The organism is Rhodovulum sp. HP10, from assembly GCF_047553435.1.
Taxonomy (GTDB): Bacteria; Pseudomonadota; Alphaproteobacteria; order Rhodobacterales; family Rhodobacteraceae; genus Rhodovulum.
The window spans coordinates 1,770,194-1,786,185 of the sequence record NZ_CP180201.1 but is presented as its reverse complement, the minus strand read 5'-3'; the positions used below and the strand labels follow the sequence as shown (position 1 = coordinate 1,786,185).

Here is a 15,992-nt window from a genome sequence, read left to right as displayed (position 1 = left end):
TCAGCGCGCCAGCGACAGCACCCGGCCGAAGGGCGCCCCCGAGGGCGGGGGCTCGCCCGGTACCGCCCAGATCACCGGCAGCCGCCGGGGAGGGGGCGGCCCGAACGGGCCCATCAGGTCGGTCAGCATCACCACCGCCGACGGGCCGAGCGCGAGCGCCTCTTCCATCACCTCGATGAAGGAGGTGCCGCCCGCGCGCGAGAACAGCACATCGGTGATCCGCCCCTCCCAGATGCCGCCGCCCATGACATGGCGGCCATGGACCCTGGTGTCGAAGACCAGCACATGGGTCTCGGCGCCGCTGCGCTTGGAAATCGCCGCCACCTCGGCCGCGAACTTGGCCAGCAGCACCGGCTCGACCGAGCCAGAGCTGTCGATGCCGACCACGATCCGCGGGATCTCGCGGGCGCGGGACCAGGCGAATTCGAAAGCCGGTTCGGGCGCGCCGGTCGCGCGGGCATCGCTGTCGCGGGCGATCCAGCGCCGGGCCGGGCGGGTGGTCTGCGGCGCCGGCCGGACCATCACGGCGCGGCTGACCAGCGCCCGCAGATGCCGCTCCCAGGGGGTGTGGACCTCGGGCAGATCGGCCAGACGGTGGCCGAGCATGCCGAGCCCGAAGCCCGCGACCCGCCCGGCCTCCATCGCCCGGGCCACGCGCTGGCGCCATTCGGCCTCTTCCTCGCTGCCCGCGCCCTGATCGCCCTCGTCGCCCGCGGTCTCGATATCGGGGGCAAAGCCCTGCTGCCGGGCATAGTCGCGCGCCGCCTCGGCCACCGCGCCGCCGGGCCGGGGGCGGCTGTCTCCGGCCGTGCCCCGGCCCTTGCCCTCGGCTTCGCCCGCGCCCCGGCCGGTGTCGCCCGGCGGCGACCGGTCGACAAGGCGCAGACGGCTGCGCGGCGGCGGCGCCTCGGCCTCGAAGAGCCGCAGATAAAGCCTTTCGGCATCGTAGCGCGTCACCGCCTCTTCGCCGCCCATCTCCTCGCGGGCGGCGGTCTTCAGCAGCCCGGTCAGTCTGACCGCCGGGCGCGGCAGGATAAAGCCGGTCAGCATCAGCGTCTCGTTGACGATGGAATCGGTCGCGAGGTTGAACAGCTCGGCATCGAAGCGGTCGCCGAACCGCGCCTGCATGGCCTGCGACCGGGCGGCATGGCGGAAGGCGACATGCAGGATGTGATGGGCCGCGAGCCCGATCTGCTCGGGCAGGCTCAGCGCCTCGAAGCCGGGCCCATAGCGGATCGCCTGGCCGTCGGTCCAGGCCGCGTCGGCGCGCGCGTCGCTGTCGCGATGGCTGCACCACAGCGCCAGCGCGGCGAAGGCCGGGTCCTGCTCGGCCAGCTTCTGCAGCGCGCGGGTGGCGCGGCGGGAATGGCCCGATGGCTCCATCTCAGAGCCCCGCCGCCTTCCGCTCGGCGGCATAGGCGCGATAGGCCTCGTTGCCGAGGAAATGCTCGCCCAGCCCGATCTCGAGCCCCTTCCGGATCAGCCCCTCGAAGCCATAGGTGCAAAGCTCGCCCAGAGGCATCCGCGCGAAGGCCTCGTCGGGGCGGTGGCGGGCCAGGTTCCGGATCTCGGCCATGCAGTCGATCACCTGCTGGACATTGCGCGCATCGAGCACCCCGATCAGCCCGTAGATCAGCGCGTTCAGCCCGTGCATCGAGGCCGGATAGAGCGCGATCCGCGCCTTGCGGTCGGCCTCGAGCATCTCTTGCACCTGCACCGTCGCCGCGATGTCATCGGCGATCAGCGCGAATTCGGCCGCGACCGCCTCGCCGACCGTGCCCGCGATCAGCACGTTGCGCAGCCGCCGCTCGGCGACGGCGCCCATGATCTGGCTCACCCGTTCCCAGCTGCGGGGCGTGGTGGCGATCAGATGGCCCTCGGCCACCGCGCGCTCGGTGGTGTCCAGAAGGTCGGGCCTTGTCTTGATGAAGGCCACGACACTGGCATCGAGCCCCCTCGGCACCGCGTAATTGTCGAGCCAGTCGCCGGCGGCGGCCTGCACATGCAGATGGATCAGCCGGTCGGAGAGCGCGGTGTTCATCTGATAGGCGATGGCGCCATCCTCGACGGTATTGCCGGCCGCCACGATGAACACGGTCCCGGGCAGCACATGCCGCCCGACCCGGCGTTCCTGCAACAGCCCGTAGACCGTGGGCTGCAGCATCGGCGAGGCCGCGGTCAACTCGTCGAGAAACAGGATCGAGGGCTCGGCCGGGTCGTCGGGCAGGTCCTCGGGACGATACCAGCGGGTCTTGCGGGTCTCGTGGTCGTAATAGGGCAGGCCGCGCAGGTCCTGCGGCTCGATGGTGGTCAGCCGCAGATCGAAGAGCCGGGCGCCGATCTCGCGCGCGAGCTGCTCGACCACCTGGGTCTTGCCCACGCCGGGCCGCCCGTGCAGCATGTAGGAGGCCGTGATATGCCCGGCCTTCTGCGCCTCCCATCCGGCACGCAGTACATCGAGTGCCTCGCCGGCCGGCACGGTCATCGCATTTACGCTCATACTGCCTCCTGTGTTGCCCCCGCCCTGTTCAACCTAGCGCGGCATGCGGCCGGATCACGTGGTGGGATCACGGGGCCTGATCATGGGGGCGGGGCATCGGGCCGGACCAATGGGCCTGCGGGCTCGGGGCGCGGTGGATCGGGGCACGGGGGCTCATCACGCGGTTGTGCGGCTTGCCGGGCCGGGCTCTGTGCCTATGTCACATCCAGGCGGGGGCCGGGTCGCTATGCGATCTGCAAGCGTTTTGCAAAGGATTGCCCGCATGTCCGAGTCCAAGTTCGAATCCCGCCCTCTGCCCGTGCCCGCAGGCCGCATTGCCCGGCTTGCCCGGTTCGGCGGGCTGGCCTCCAACCTGGCGGGAACGGCCGCGCTCAACGGCATGCAGCAGCTTGCGCAGGGGCATCGGCCGAAAGCGCGCGATCTGTTCCTGACACCCGCCAACATGCGCAAGGTCGCCGACCGGCTCGCGCATATGCGCGGGGCCGCGATGAAGGTCGGCCAGCTCGTCTCGATGGATGCGGGCGACATGCTGCCGCCCGAACTGGCCGAGATCATGGCCCGGCTTCGGGCCGATGCCCATTACATGCCGGGCGGCCAGCTCAAGCAGGTGCTCAATGCCAATTGGGGCGAGGGCTGGCTGAAACGCTTTGCCCGCTTCGACGTGCGCCCGGTCGCGGCGGCCTCGATCGGGCAGGTGCACCGGGCCCAGACCAAGGACGGCCGCGACCTGGCGATCAAGGTGCAATATCCCGGCGTGCGCCGCTCGATCGACAGCGATGTCGACAATGTGGCGGCGCTGCTGAGGCTGTCGGGGGCGATGCCGAAGGAGATGGACATCGCGCCGCTTCTGGACGAGGCCAAGCGGCAGCTGCATGAAGAGGCCGATTACGCGCGCGAGGGCCATTATCTGGGCCGTTTCGCCGATCTGCTGGCCGGGGCGCCCGATTTCGTGGTCCCGGGGCGGCACGGGGATCTGACCACCGAGAACGTGCTGGCGATGGATTTCGTCGAGGGCGTCGGCATCGAGACCCTGACCGACGCCCCGCAGGCCGAGCGCGACCGGGTGATGGGGCTTCTGGTCTCGCTCCTGTTCCGCGAGCTGTTCGAGTTCCGGCTGATGCAGACCGATCCGAATTTCGCCAATTACCGCTATCAGCCCGATACCGGCCGCGTGGTGCTGCTGGATTTCGGCGCCTCGCGCGAATTTCCGGCCGAGATGACCGAGGCCTTCCGGGGCCTGATGCGGGCGGGGCTTGCGGGCGACCGTGCCGCGATCCGGCAGGCGATCCTCGAGATCGGGTTCTTCGCCGAGGACACAGCGCCCCGCCACCAGCAGCTGATGATCGACATGTTCGAGATGTCGATGGAGCCGCTCAACCGTCCCGGCGCCTTCGATTTCGCCGAGAACGATGTCGCGCTCCGGATGCGGGATGCCGGGATGGCGCTGGGCCAGGATCGCGATTTCTGGCATGTGCCGCCGATGGATACGCTGTTCATGCAGCGCAAGTTCGGCGGCATGTATCTGCTGGCCAGCCGGCTTCGGGCGCGGATCGACCTGCGCGAGATCGTCGGCCGCTATCTCTAGCGGCCCGGCTCAGCCCTTGACGAAGACCCGGCTCGGGTGCAGCTCGCCCGCCTTGTAGATGCCGACCGCCACCGCCTCGCCATCGAGCGAGGCCCAGGCCTCGTCGCCATATTCCACATCCGAGGCCAGCACGATGCCGGGATTGCCGTTGCGCAGCTTGGTCGCGCCGTCGGGCGTGGTGCGCAGCTCGGGCAGATCTGCCAGACCCTCTTCGAGCGGGCGCAGATAGGCGTCGAGCTCGGGGCTGCGGGCCAGTTCCTCGACCAGATCGAAGCTGACGCCGTCCTCGACCTCGAACGGCCCGGCCCAGACCCGGCGCAGGCTGAGCACATGGCCATGGCAGCCCAGCGCCTGCCCCAGATCGCGGGCGATCGAACGCACATAGCCGCCCTTGCCGCAGATCATCTCGAGGACCGCGTGATCGGCATCGGGGCGCTCGACCATCTCGAGGCTCTCGACATAAAGCGGGCGGGCCGCGATCTCGACCTCCTCGCCCGCGCGGGCCAGCGCATAGGCGCGCTCGCCGTCGATCTTCACCGCCGAGAATTGCGGCGGCACCTGCTCGATATCGCCGACGAAGGCGGGCAGGGCGGCATGGATCTCGTCATCCGAGGGCCGCTGCTCCGAGGTCGCGATCACCTCGCCCTCGGCATCGTCGGTATTGGTCGCAGCCCCGAAGCGCATGGTGAAGCGATAGGCTTTCAGCGCATCGGTGACGAAGGGCACGGTCTTCGTGGCCTCGCCCAGCGCCACCGCCAGAACCCCGGTCGCCGCCGGGTCGAGCGTGCCGGCATGGCCGGCCTTCTTCGCGTTGAAGGCCCAGCGGACCTTGTTGACGACGGCGGTCGAGGTCAGGCCGGCGGGCTTGTCCACCACCAGCCAGCCCGAAATGTCGCGTCCCTTGCGGCTGCGTCCCATATGCCTTGGCTCCTGCGATGCGGTCCGAACGACCCGGATGCTTGTACGAGGTCCGCCTGCTAGCGAAGCCGGGGCGTTCCGTCAATGCGGGGCAGGGGCCGGGCGGGTTGGCCGGCGGGCGTCGGGGGCAGGACGCGTCCTCATGAAACCCGAGCCATGAGGCGTGAACAGGCGACGAGGGTGGCGGCGAGGGCGTTTTGCCCCCCCCGCGGCTTGTTCGGCATAAGGGGCCGGATCGCCTGCCGGTCGACGCCGGTCAGATCATGACGTGATATGCTCACTTCCGTTTTCGGGAGTGAAGCATCGACAGCGCGGTCAGGGAATCCCGTTTAGGAGGCAGAGCCTAATCGGGGGCGGGCACGACCGCGCCCACGATCGGCCCCATCGGCAGCCCGGCATCGTTGCGGCCGAGATCCGGAGCATAGAGCTTCGACACCTTGCCGTCGAAATAAAGCGCGTTCGGGGTCTTCAGCACGTCGCGGAAGAGCCGGGCGAATTCGTGGAAGGTGACCGGCGCGTCGGAAATCGCGAAGTGAAGCCGTCCCCCGGCATCGACCCCGACGCCGTTGCGGATATGGCGCGACGAGCTGTCGGGCAGGAACCGCGGATGCAGTGCGCCATCGATCACCAGCATCGGTCCGGATTGCGTCGCATAGCGGCAGTCGGGCGGGTCGGCCAGATAGGCGCGGGTCTCGATCACCTCGGCCCGGCCGTCTTCAAGGCACAGCACCCCGTTCGGCAGCATCCCGAAATTGCCCGGTCCTGCCGGGGCCACGGCGCGCATCTCCTGCCTGCCATCCTCGACATAAAGCCCGACGGGGCGGCGGTCGGCATGGTACATCCCGGCATTCATCGCGAAGGCCAGGGTCTCGCCCCCGGCCGCCAGCGCCTGGTTCACCCGGCCGAAGCTGCCATAGATCCCGCCCTGGCCGGTCCTGAGAAACAGCCGCAGCTCGTCGCTCGCCGGATCGGCACTGCAGATGACATAGCCGCGGCCCTCATGGCTCTGGCGATGGCAGGAGGGCTCTGCCGCGGCGGGCAGGGGAAGAAGGACGGCCAGCAGGAGGAGGGCGGCCCTAATCCTCATCGCCGTCGGGGGCGGCGTCGGGGATGGCGTCGGGGGCGGCCAGGTCGCGGCGCACGGTCTCGTCGGCCAGAAGCCGCCGGGTCTCGTCCATCCGGTCGAAGGTCTCGTCGAGGGTGAATCGCAGCTCGGGTGTGAACTTGAGCTGGGTCTTCTTGCCGACGGCCCGGCGCAGCTCGCCGCGGTTGCGGCGCAGCGCGGCCAGCGCCTCCTCGGCATGATGCCCGCCCAGCGGCAGCACGAAGGCGGTCGCGATCTTCAGGTCGGGCGAGGCGCGGACCTCGCCCACGGTGATCGACATCGTGTTCAGCTCGGGGTCGTGCACGTCGCCGCGCGCCAGCACTTCCGAGAGGCTGCGGCGGATAAGCTCGCCGACGCGAAGCTGTCTTTGGGACGGGGCGGAGGATCTGGACATGGGCTGCATCTAGGCCACCTGACGGTCTTTGCCAAGCGGGGCTTTGCGCCCGCCTGTCCATGGGCTAAATCGGGCCCAGTCGGGTCGAAGGAGAGAGTTATGACGGACAGCCTGCCGGGCATCGTGGTGATGGGCGCTTCGGGGCGCATGGGTCAGATGCTGATCGGGGCCGTGCTGCAAGGCGGCAAGGCCCGGCTTGCGGGCTGTGTCGAACGGCCCGGCCATCCCTGGATCGGCCGCGACGTGGGCGAGGCGATGGGGGGCGCGGCCGTGGGCGTGAAGGTCACCGACGATGCGCTGGCGGTGATCGCCGGGGCCCAGGCGGTGATCGACTTCACCACGCCGGAGGCCACGGTCGCGACCGCGACCCTGACCGCGCAGGCCCGTGCCGTGCATGTGATCGGCACCACCGGCCTTGCGCCCGAGCATCTGCAGAAGATCAAGGCCGCCGCCCGGCACGCGGTGATCGTGCGGGCCGGCAACATGAGCCTCGGCGTCAATCTGCTGATGCAGCTGACGCGCCGGGTCGCGGCCGCGCTCGACGACGATTTCGACATCGAGATCGTCGAGGCGCATCACCGCCACAAGGTCGACGCCCCCTCGGGCACCGCGCTGATGCTGGGCGAGGCGGCGGCGGAAGGCCGGCGGATCGTGCTGGACGAGGCCTCCGAGCGCGGCCGCGACGGCATCACCGGCGAACGGGCGAAGGGCGCGATCGGCTTCTCGGCCATTCGCGGCGGCGACATCGTCGGCGAGCATGACGTGATCTTCGCCGGTGAGGGCGAGCGGATCGTGCTGCGCCATGTCGCGACCGACCGCCGGATCTTCGCCCGCGGGGCACTGAAGGCCGCGCTCTGGGGGCAGGACCAGAAGCCCGGCGAATATGACATGCTCGACGTGCTGGGGCTTTAGGCCATGCCCGGTCCTCGGAAGGCATCTGCCGCTCTGCCCGGGACATCCGTTTCGACATCCTTTCGGCGGCTGGCAGTCCCCCGGGACAGGAGAGACGATTGAAAGCCCTGGTCATCATCGACATGCAGATGGAGATGCAGCATCGCATCGGGGCCGGCCGCGACTGCGTGAACGCCGATGCGCCCGAGCGGATCGCCGCGCTTGTCGCGGCCTTCCGCGGGAAAGGCCTGCCGGTCGTTCACATCCGCCACGTCGACGCCGACCCCGGATCGCCGCTTGCCGCCGAGGCCGGGGGATCTCGCCCGATGCCTTGCGCCGAGGCGCAGGGCGGCGAGCCGGTCTTCGTCAAGCGGACCTCATCGGCCTTCGCCTCGACCGATCTGGCGGCCTGGCTGCACGAGAACCGCATTTCGAAACTGGTCGTGACCGGAGCCGTGGCCGGTTTCTGCGTCGACAGCATGGTCCGGAACGGCGCCGATCTGGGCTTCGACATGACCGTCGTTCGCGATGCGGTCATCGGCTTCGACCTTCCCGGTTCCGGGCTCTCGGCCCGGGTGATCTTCGATGTCACGATGGCCCATCTCGAGGCCGATTTCGCAAGGCTGACCGACACGTCCGGCATTCTCGCGACGCTCGGCTGACCGGCTGGACTGTCTGACGGGCCGGGCTGGCGGCGGGCCGCCAAAGGCCTGCCGAGCTTGGTGTTCCCCTGCCCGCCCGCTCCGAAAGCGGTGGCGGTGCCCTTCTTCTGCCGTTCGCCAGGACGGGTCGGGCCTATTCTGTGGCTTCCTCCGCTCCCCGGCCTCGGCGCGGGTGCCGCCCTGCCAGGGGCGCGTTTCCGGCATCTGCGCGCCCCTCGTGCCGATGTTGCGTCGCTTTTGACGGGCAGAGGCCCCGCAGATATGACATGGCAGCGCTTCAGGAGTGATCGAGCCATGACAGGCAAGCCGTTTCGATCCTACATCATCTGCACTGTCCCGCGCAGCGGAAGCACGCTGCTTTGCGGATTGCTTGCGACGACAGGGGTGGCGGGAGACCCGGATTCGCATTTTCACGCGCCGTCGCTCGAGGGCTGGCTGACGGATCATGACCTGAAACGGGCCGATTTCGCGTCCGACCGGGACGCGGTTCGTGCCGTCTTCGAGGCCGCCCTGATGCGGGGCAGAGGCGATACCACCATGTTCGGCTTGCGGATGCAGCGCGGCAGTTTCGACTTCTTCATGGAGCAGTTGAAGCTGCTCGTGCCCGGCGAGATGAGCGATGCGGAGCGGATCGAAGCGGCCTTCGGCCCAACCTTGTTCATCCATCTGTCCCGCCCCGACCGGCTGGATCAGGCAATCTCGCGCCTGCGGGCCGAACAGACCGGCCTGTGGCATCGCAATGCCGACGGCTCGGAACTGGAACGCCTCGCCCCTCCGCAGGAGCCGCGATACGATGCCGCCGCGATCAGGCGCCATATGGCCGCGCAGGAGGCACTCGATGCGGCCTGGGAAGGATGGTTCCGGCAGGAGGGGCTGAACCCCCTGCGCATCACCTATGACGCGCTGTCGACAGGCCCGCAACAGGTCCTGGCGCAGGTGCTGTCGGCGCTGGATTTCGATCCGGCGCAAGCCCGGTCCGTCGTGCCGCCGACGGCAAAGCTTGCCGATGCCCTGAGCCGGGAGTGGCGTTGCCGGTTCGAGAGCGAGACCTGAAGACCGACGCCCGGCGACAGCGACGGGCCCGATGTTCCGGGGCCTCGGGCCCTCGCACCGTTTTCAGGGGCGTCCTCGCCCTGAGCGGGGAACAGGCCGCCCGAGGCCGATGGCCCGATCACATTGCAATGCCGGAGCGGCCGGAGGTTCATCGGCCGCGCTCGCCGTGGTGGTCGCCAAGACCCCCATTCGGGCAAGGCGAAGGGCATCACCGCCCCCGAGGCGCGACGCGGACCTGCCCCCGGATGTCCCGTCCCGACATACGCTTTGTTCAACCGGCCCCGGTCGGATAGAACCGCCAGAGCCCCTGCACGGGCCTGTCCTGGGCCATGTGCCGGGATCCTTGATGTGACGACGGAGTTGGAATGACAGGACTCGAGCGGATCGTACGGGCCTACCGCCACTGGCATCTCAGTGTCGCCGTGGCAGGGAATGTCCTGTTTCTGGTCGGCTCCGTTCTCTTCCTGCCGACGCTCTCGAACTGGGAAACCGTGGCGGTATGGATGTTCATCGTCGGATCGTTCCTGATGCTGATAGGTGCCTTCGGCGAAGTCGCGAAAGCCATCTACGAGAAACAGGAGCGCGACAGAATGTAGGCGGCACGGCCGCGAATGACGGCCCTGTCCCGCTTGCCGGGCCTGCCGAAAGGACGATGCGAGAGGCCGGTTCCCGGATCGGATCCGTCGCCGCCCGTTCGCTTCCGAGCGGTCGGATCGGCTCTCGTCGCGCGGTCCGCGGCTCAGAAATCGATGGCGATGCCCTTCTTTTCCCAGTCGCCATAGCGGACCGGGTCGGGGCCGTCGCGGCCGCCCAGCTCGACGGGCCGGGCCGCCGCGGCGGCTTCGGCGGCCTTGCGGCGCTCCGCGGCCTCGGCCAGCGCGCGCCGGGCTGCGGGCGGCAGATCCTTGCGGGGGGTGTCTTCAGCGTCGTCGGACATCGGGCGCCTCCTTGCCGGTTGCGATCCGGTGATATACCGGGGGCGCGGCATGGAGCAAGCGGGGGCCGGAATGGACGAGCCACGGGAACGCGGGACCGAGCGCACGCGGGCAGCGGCGCTGGAGCTGATCCGCGCGGTGCTGGAAGAGCGGCGGCTGATCGCCGAACTGGCCGGGCCCGAGGGGCCTCTGGAACCGCTCGAGCCCTCGGAGCGGGCCCGTGCCCGGCGGCTGGCGGTGTCGACGCTGCGCCATATGGGCCGCGCCGATGCGGTGCTGAAACCCTTTCTGCGCCGGTCGCCGCCGCCGCCGGTCCGCGCCATCCTCAGGCTCGCGACGGTCGAGATGCTCGAGGGCGGGGCCGCGGCCCATGGCGCGGTCAATGCCGCCGTCGTGCTGGCCCGGGCCGATCGCAAGACCGAGGCGCTGGCGGGGCTGGTGAATGCCGTCTTGCGCAAGGTGGCCGATCTGCCCGCCAGCGACTGGCAGGCACTGCCGCCGCCGCGGCTGCCGGGCTGGCTGCGCGGCCGGCTCGACAGCGCCTGGGGCCGGGCGGCCGTGGTCGGGATTGAGGCCGCCCATGCCGCGGGCGCGCCGCTCGATCTGACGCCGAAGGATGGCGATGCCGTGGCGCTGGCCGAGGCCACCGGCGGCGTGGCGCTGTCGACCGGCTCGGTCCGGATCGCGGGGCCGGTGCAGGTCTCGGCGCTGCCGGGCTATGGCGAGGGCACGTGGTGGGTGCAGGACGCGGCGGCGGCCCTGCCCGCGCGGCTGCTGGCGGCGCGGCCGGGCGAGCGGGTTCTGGACCTTTGCGCCGCGCCGGGCGGCAAGACCATGCAGCTGGCCGCGGCGGGCGCCAAGGTCACGGCGCTCGATATCTCGGAACAGCGGATGGCGCGCGTCGAGGAGAACTTGGCCCGCACCGAGCTTGAGGCCGAGCTGGTGGTCGCGGATGCGCTGGACTGGGGCGGCGACGCCCGTTTCGACGCGATCCTGCTGGACGCGCCCTGTTCGGCCACCGGCACGATCCGGCGCCATCCCGACCTGCCCCTCGCCAAGGACGGCGCGTCGGTCAAGCCGCTCTTCCCGCTGCAATCGGCACTGATCGACCGCGCGCTCGGCCTGCTGGCCCCCGGCGGACGGCTGATCTACTGCACCTGTTCGCTTCTGCCCGAGGAGGGCGAGGCGCAACTGGCGGCGGCGCTCGAGCGTCACCCGGATCTGTCCGCCATCGCCTTCGATGCGCCCTGGATCGAACCCGGCTGGCGCGCGGCCCATGGCGCCTTGCGGCTTCGGCCCGATCTCTGGCCCGAAAGCGGCGGCATGGACGGGTTCTTCATCGCCGGGCTTCGCAAACCTGCCTGACGTCTGCCCCGTTTCGGACGCAATTCTTCGGTGACACCCCTCAGTCGGCCCGGTATGGTCCGGCGGCAGGCAAGAGCCCGACAGAACGAAGCCCGACCATGGCAGGCCCGACCGACATCGAGTTCCCGCCCTTGCGGCGCGGTGCATGGAGAAACCGTCTCCATGCCCGGCTGAGTGCGCTCGGCCGGCCCGCCCTGCGTCTGGTGCTGCAGCCCGAGCCGCGCTCGGTCGGCAGTTTCGCGCGGGGACGGCAGCTTTGCGCAGGCCGCTTCCTGTTCGATGGCGGCGCGGTCGAGGCGCCCGGCACCCCGATCTGGGATATCGAAAGCCCGGGCCTCCGCTTCGAGGCGGCGCGGCAGGGATTCGGCTGGCTCGACGATCTGGCGGCCGCCGCCGATGGCAAGGCGCGGAGGGCGGCCCAGGACTGGGTTCTGGGCTGGATCGAGCGGTTCGGGCGCGGCGGCGGGCCGGGCTGGACGCCCGAACTGGCCGGGCGCAGGACGATCCGGATGATCCATCATGCACGCTTCATCGAGGCCGGGCTCGACGCGGCCGGCTGTGACCGGCTGCATCTGTCGCTGGCCCGGCAGACGGCGTTTCTGGCCCGGCGCTGGCGCAACGCGCCGCCGGGGCTGGCGCGCTTCGAGGCGCTGGCCGGGCTGATCTATGGCGCGCTCTGCCTCGAGGGGATGGGGCGTCATCTGCAAGGGGCCCAGACCGCGCTCGAGCGAGCCTGCGACACCGAGATCGCCGATGACGGGGCGCTGAGCTCGCGCAATCCCGAAGAGCTGCTGGAGGTGCTGACCCTTCTGGGATGGGCCGAGTCGGCGCTGGCAGCGGCCAGGCAGCCCGCTTGGCAGGGGCATCGCGCGGCGATCCAGCGGATCGCGCCGGTGCTGCGCGCGCTGCGCCATGCCGATGGCGGGCTGGCGCGGTTCCATGGCGGCGGGCACGGGGCCGAGGGGCGGCTCGATCAGGCGCTGGCGGCGGCCGGGGTCAAGCCGCGCCCGCTGAGGGGGCTGGCGATGGGCTATGCCCGGCTGGCCTCGGGGCGCACCACGGTGATCGTCGATGCGGCCCGGCCGCCCTCGGGACCGGCCTCGGCCGAGGCGCATGCCTCGACGCTGGCCTTCGAGCTGACCTCGGGACGGCGGCCGGTGATCGTCAATTGCGGCGCGGGCGGCGCCTTCGGGCCGGACTGGCGGCTGGCTGGACGGGCGAGCTCGTCGCATTCGACTCTGGCGATCGAGGGCTTTTCCTCGTCGCGCCTGGCGCCCCGGCGGCGCGGGCGGCCGCAATTGCTGGCCGAGATCCCGGGCGCAGTCGACTGGCGGGCCGAGACCGGGCAGGGCGGCCATGCGCTGACCGCCTGGCATGATGGCTATGCGACCACCCATGGGCTGATCCATGTGCGCCAGCTGAACCTGGCCTATGACGGCCGGGCGCTGTCGGGCGAGGACACGCTGGCGGCCTTCACCCCCGAGGAACGCGCGGCCTTCGAGCGTGCCGTGGAGCGCTCGGGCGGCGAGGGCATTGCCTTCTCGATCCGCTTCCACCTGCATCCCGAGATCGACGCGGCGCTCGACCTTGGCGGCTCGGCGGTCTCGCTGGCGCCGAAAAGCGGCGAGATCTGGGTGTTTCGCCATGATGGCGCGGCCAGCCTGTCGCTGGTGCCCAGCGTCTATCTGGAAACCGGCCGCGCCGCTCCCCGCGCCAGTCAGGCCATCGTGCTGTCGGCGCGGGTGACCGATCATGCCAGCGTCGTCGGCTGGACGCTGGCCAAGGCCCATGAAGGCGCGCAGGCCCCGCGGGACCTTGAGCGCGAAGACGAATTCGACGATACAGCAGCCCCCTGGACTCGCCCCCATTCAATGACGAAGGACTGATCCTATGACCGATCTCGTGCCCGTGCGCCGCGCGCTCCTTTCCGTATCCGACAAGACCGGGCTTGCCGATCTTGGCCGGTCGCTGGCTGCCCGGGGGGTCGAACTGCTGTCGACCGGCGGCACCGCCAAGGCGCTCCGCGAGGCGGGGCTAGAGGTCAAGGACGTGTCCGAGGTCACCGGCTTTCCCGAGATGATGGACGGCCGGGTCAAGACGCTGCATCCGATGGTGCATGGCGGGCTTCTGGCGCTGCGCGACAACGAGGCCCATGTGATGGCCATGGAGGAGCACGGCATCGGCCCGATCGATCTGCTGGTCGTGAACCTCTATCCGTTCGAGGCGACCGTCGCGAAGGGCGCCGAATATGACGATTGCATCGAGAATATCGATATCGGCGGCCCGGCGATGATCCGCGCGGCGGCCAAGAACCACGCCTTCGTCAACGTCGTCGTCGATACCGAGGATTACACCCGGCTGCTGGGCGAGCTCGACCGCCATGACGGCGCGACCTGCCTGAAATTCCGCAAGAAGCTGGCACAGATCGCCTATGCCCGGACCGGCGCCTATGATGCCGCCGTCTCGACCTGGATGGCGAAGGCGCTGGGCGATGCCCAGCCGCGCCGCCGCGTCTTCGCGGGCGCGCTGGCCCAGGGGCTGCGCTATGGCGAGAACCCGCACCAGCAGGCGGCCTTCTACATCGACGGATCGGAACGGCCCGGCGTTGCCACCGCCAGGCAGTGGCAGGGCAAGGAGCTGTCCTACAACAACATCAATGACACCGATGCCGCCTTCGAGCTGGTCAGCGAGTTCCTGCCCGCGACCGGCCCGGCCTGCGCCATCATCAAGCACGCCAATCCCTGCGGCGTGGCCCGTGGCGAGACCCTTGAACAGGCCTATCGGCGCGCCTTCGACTGCGACCGTACCTCGGCCTTCGGCGGCATCGTCGCGCTGAACATGAAGCTCGACGAGCCGACCGCGAAGGCGATCAGCGAGATATTCACCGAGGTCGTGATCGCGCCCGGCGCCGACGATGCTGCCAAGGAGGTCTTCGCCGCCAAGAAGAACCTGCGGCTGCTGACCACCGGCGGGCTGGCCAATCCGGCGGCGGCCGGGCTGACCTATCGCCAGGTCTCGGGCGGGCTGCTGGTGCAGGACAAGGACAATGGCCGGATCGAGGCCTCGGATCTGAAGGTGGTGACGAAACGCGCGCCGACCGAGGCCGAGATCGCCGACATGCTGTTCGCCTGGACCGTGGCCAAGCATGTCAAGTCGAACGCCATCGTCTATGTCAGGGACGGCGCCACCGTCGGCGTCGGTGCGGGCCAGATGAGCCGGGTCGATTCCTGCCGCATCGCGGCGCGCAAGGCCGAGGACATGGCCGAGGCGCTGGGCCTTTCCGAGCCGCTGACCAAAGGCTGCGCGGTGGCTTCGGACGCCTTCTTCCCCTTCGCCGATGGGCTCTTGGCCGCGGTCGAGGCGGGGGCGACGGCGGTGATCCAGCCCGGCGGCTCGATCCGCGACGAGGATGTGATCGCGGCGGCCGACGAGGCGGGGCTGGCCATGGTCATGACCGGCATGCGCCACTTCCGGCACTGAGCGATGCGGCGGCTCGGGCTTGTCGCGGCGCTGGTCTTCCTGCTCGACCAGTTCAGCAAGGTCTATGTGGTCCACCACATGGGCCTTGCGCTCGATCAGCGCATCGATGTCTGGCCGCCATATCTGACCTTCCGGATGGCCTGGAACCGGGGCGTCAATTTCGGGCTGTTCGCGCATGACGCCGATCTGGCCCGCTGGCTGCTGATCGGGGTGTCGCTGGCGATCTCGGCCGGCGTCGCCATCTGGATGGCGCGCGGGCGGCATCGCCCGGCGGCGCTGGTCTCGGCCGGGCTTCTGATCGGGGGGGCGCTGGGAAATGCTCTGGACCGGGTGCGTTACGGCGCGGTGGCCGACTTTCTGAACATGTCCTGTTGCGGCATCGACAACCCCTATGCCTTCAATGTCGCCGATGTGGCGATCTTCGCGGGCGCGCTGGGGCTCGTGCTTTTCACCGGGAAGGACAAGACCCCGTGACGCGCCCTGCAAGCTGCGTTAAAGAGGGCCAGACCGGACGAAGGGGACTGCGCATGCGATCGGCACGGATACTGGTTCTTGGGGTGGCTGTGACGGCGGCGCTGTCGGGCTGCAGCCGTGGGGACGACTATCAGCCGAAACTGATGCACCTGCGCGGTTCCGAGCGCGGCCCCGACGAATTCTCGGTCGTTCCGAACAAGCCGCTGGAAATGCCCAAGGACATGGCTTCGCTGCCGGCGCCGAGGCCGGGGGGCTCGAATCTCGTCGATCCGACGCCCGAGGCCGATGCCGTGGCCGCGCTGGGCGGCAATATCGCCCGCGGCGTGCCCGGCGATCCCGGGCTGATGGCCCAGGTCACCCGCTTCGGTGTCGATCCCTCGATCCGCCAGACGCTGGCGCAGGAGGATCTCGACTATCGCCGCAAGCATGACGGTCGGCTGCTGGAACGCTGGTTCAACGTGACCGTCTATTACAACGCCTACAGCCGCCAGTCGCTCGACCAGTATGCCGAGCTTGAACGCTGGCGTGCGCGCGGCGTGCGCAATGTCAGCGCGCCGCCCAGGGACTAGCGGTAGCGCCCGCTCACATCTGCGTGGCGCCGGTTGCAAACCCGGCGCGCCGCAGTAGCTT

The 15,992-nt window shown here is 69.9% G+C and carries 16 protein-coding genes; 10 read left to right on the top strand and 6 right to left on the bottom strand.

Annotation, left to right across the window (positions count from 1 at the left end):
- Together ACK8CO_RS08270 and ACK8CO_RS08265 are read right to left on the bottom strand one after the other, a co-directional pair.
- Entirely contained in the window at positions 1-1,383 is a 1,383-nt protein-coding gene (locus tag ACK8CO_RS08270; RefSeq protein ID WP_414898809.1) for a DUF2201 family putative metallopeptidase, read from the bottom strand.
- 1 nt (position 1,384) lies between these two features.
- Complete coding sequence (locus tag ACK8CO_RS08265) at positions 1,385-2,500, bottom strand: AAA family ATPase (RefSeq protein ID WP_080614955.1); 1,116 nt, start codon at positions 2,498-2,500, stop codon at positions 1,385-1,387.
- A 262-nt stretch (positions 2,501-2,762) separates the two neighbouring features.
- Between ACK8CO_RS08265 and ACK8CO_RS08260 the strand changes: the two genes are divergently transcribed.
- Positions 2,763-4,085, top strand: coding sequence for an ABC1 kinase family protein (locus ACK8CO_RS08260; protein ID WP_080614956.1), 1,323 nt, complete (start codon positions 2,763-2,765; stop codon positions 4,083-4,085).
- A gap of 9 nt (positions 4,086-4,094) precedes the next feature.
- On the opposite strand, the gene truB is transcribed toward ACK8CO_RS08260, so the two are convergent.
- From truB to rbfA, 3 genes are all read right to left on the bottom strand, one after another.
- The gene (gene truB / locus ACK8CO_RS08255; RefSeq protein ID WP_414898808.1) at positions 4,095-5,003 is read right to left on the bottom strand and encodes a tRNA pseudouridine(55) synthase TruB; all 909 of its coding nucleotides are present in this window, start codon (positions 5,001-5,003) and stop codon (positions 4,095-4,097) included.
- 343 nt (positions 5,004-5,346) lie between these two features.
- Positions 5,347-6,090, bottom strand: coding sequence for a phosphodiester glycosidase family protein (locus ACK8CO_RS08250; protein ID WP_414898807.1), 744 nt, complete (start codon positions 6,088-6,090; stop codon positions 5,347-5,349).
- Positions 6,080-6,502 (bottom strand): 30S ribosome-binding factor RbfA, encoded by a 423-nt coding sequence (gene rbfA, locus ACK8CO_RS08245; RefSeq protein WP_414898806.1) that lies wholly within the window; start codon positions 6,500-6,502, stop codon positions 6,080-6,082. The genes ACK8CO_RS08250 and rbfA overlap by 11 nt, the downstream gene beginning before the upstream one ends.
- A 99-nt stretch (positions 6,503-6,601) precedes the next feature.
- Here rbfA and dapB point away from each other — a divergent pair, with 99 nt between their 5' ends.
- The 4 genes from dapB (at position 6,602) to ACK8CO_RS08225 (ending at position 9,704) form a co-directional block, all read left to right on the top strand.
- On the top strand, positions 6,602-7,414 hold the full coding sequence (gene dapB, locus ACK8CO_RS08240) for a 4-hydroxy-tetrahydrodipicolinate reductase (RefSeq protein WP_080614959.1): 813 nt from the start codon (positions 6,602-6,604) through the stop codon (positions 7,412-7,414).
- 98 nt (positions 7,415-7,512) lie between these two features.
- Positions 7,513-8,055, top strand: coding sequence for an isochorismatase family protein (locus ACK8CO_RS08235; protein ID WP_231119191.1), 543 nt, complete (start codon positions 7,513-7,515; stop codon positions 8,053-8,055).
- A gap of 90 nt (positions 8,056-8,145) precedes the next feature.
- Positions 8,146-9,108: a Stf0 family sulfotransferase gene (locus ACK8CO_RS08230; protein ID WP_414898805.1), complete on the top strand. Its 963-nt coding sequence runs from the start codon at positions 8,146-8,148 to the stop codon at positions 9,106-9,108.
- A 365-nt stretch (positions 9,109-9,473) separates the two neighbouring features.
- Entirely contained in the window at positions 9,474-9,704 is a 231-nt protein-coding gene (locus tag ACK8CO_RS08225) for a YrhK family protein (RefSeq protein ID WP_080614960.1), read from the top strand.
- 143 nt (positions 9,705-9,847) lie between these two features.
- Here the strand turns inward: ACK8CO_RS08225 and ACK8CO_RS08220 are convergent, their stop codons facing one another.
- Positions 9,848-10,045, bottom strand: a complete 198-nt coding sequence (locus tag ACK8CO_RS08220) for a DUF1674 domain-containing protein (protein ID WP_080614961.1) — start codon at positions 10,043-10,045, stop codon at positions 9,848-9,850.
- 70 nt (positions 10,046-10,115) lie between these two features.
- On the opposite strand from ACK8CO_RS08220, the gene ACK8CO_RS08215 reads away from it, so the two are divergent.
- The 5 genes from ACK8CO_RS08215 to ACK8CO_RS08195 all read left to right on the top strand — a co-directional run bounded on the left by ACK8CO_RS08215 (position 10,116) and on the right by ACK8CO_RS08195 (position 15,931).
- Positions 10,116-11,408: an RsmB/NOP family class I SAM-dependent RNA methyltransferase gene (locus tag ACK8CO_RS08215; protein WP_414898804.1), complete on the top strand. Its 1,293-nt coding sequence runs from the start codon at positions 10,116-10,118 to the stop codon at positions 11,406-11,408.
- 98 nt (positions 11,409-11,506) lie between these two features.
- Positions 11,507-13,294: a heparinase II/III family protein gene (locus tag ACK8CO_RS08210; RefSeq protein ID WP_414898803.1), complete on the top strand. Its 1,788-nt coding sequence runs from the start codon at positions 11,507-11,509 to the stop codon at positions 13,292-13,294.
- Between the two features lie 4 nt (positions 13,295-13,298).
- Positions 13,299-14,888: a bifunctional phosphoribosylaminoimidazolecarboxamide formyltransferase/IMP cyclohydrolase gene (purH, locus tag ACK8CO_RS08205; RefSeq protein ID WP_414898802.1), complete on the top strand. Its 1,590-nt coding sequence runs from the start codon at positions 13,299-13,301 to the stop codon at positions 14,886-14,888.
- A gap of 3 nt (positions 14,889-14,891) precedes the next feature.
- Entirely contained in the window at positions 14,892-15,362 is a 471-nt protein-coding gene (gene lspA / locus ACK8CO_RS08200) for a signal peptidase II (RefSeq protein WP_414898801.1), read from the top strand.
- A 53-nt stretch (positions 15,363-15,415) separates the two neighbouring features.
- Positions 15,416-15,931, top strand: coding sequence for a DUF3035 domain-containing protein (locus ACK8CO_RS08195; RefSeq protein ID WP_414898800.1), 516 nt, complete (start codon positions 15,416-15,418; stop codon positions 15,929-15,931).
- Positions 15,932-15,992: the final 61 nt, after the last annotated feature.